The 731-nt window shown below is 64.2% G+C and carries 1 protein-coding gene; it reads left to right on the forward strand.

What is annotated here, in order from left to right; translation table 11 throughout:
- Positions 1 to 731 (forward strand): elongation factor Tu (locus tag AC1DCU_RS21455; protein ID WP_478014298.1); only part of this gene is annotated, 731 nt, incomplete at both ends.

Here is a 731-nt window from a genome sequence, read left to right on the forward strand (position 1 = left end):
TACGAATCCACCGTTCGTCACTACGCCCACGTCGATTGCCCGGGCCATGCTGACTACGTCAAGAACATGATCACCGGTGCTGCCCAGATGGACGGCGCGATCCTGGTGTGCTCGGCCGCTGACGGCCCGATGCCGCAGACCCGCGAGCACATCCTGCTGTCGCGTCAGGTCGGCGTGCCGTACATCGTCGTGTTCCTGAACAAGGCCGACATGGTTGACGATGCCGAGCTGCTGGAACTGGTCGAAATGGAAGTCCGCGAGCTGCTGAGCAAGTACGACTTCCCGGGCGACGACACCCCGATCATCTCGGGTTCGGCCCGTCTGGCGCTGGAAGGCGACCAGAGCGACATCGGCGTGCCGGCCGTCATCAAGCTGGTCGAGGCGCTGGACACCTGGATCCCGACCCCGGAGCGTGACGTCGACAAGGCGTTCCTGATGCCGGTCGAAGACGTGTTCTCGATCTCGGGCCGCGGCACCGTGGTGACCGGTCGTATCGAGCGCGGCGTGATCAAGGTCGGCGAAGAAATCGAAATCGTCGGCATCCGTCCGGTGCAGAAGACCACCGTGACCGGCGTGGAAATGTTCCGCAAGCTGCTGGACCAGGGYCAGGCAGGCGACAACGCCGGTCTGCTGCTGCGCGGCACCAAGCGTGACGACGTCGAGCGTGGCCAGGTTCTGGCCAAGCCGGGTTCGATCAAGCCGCACACCAAGTTCGACGCCGAAGTGTACGT

The organism is Stenotrophomonas sp. 10L48, from assembly GCF_056395105.1.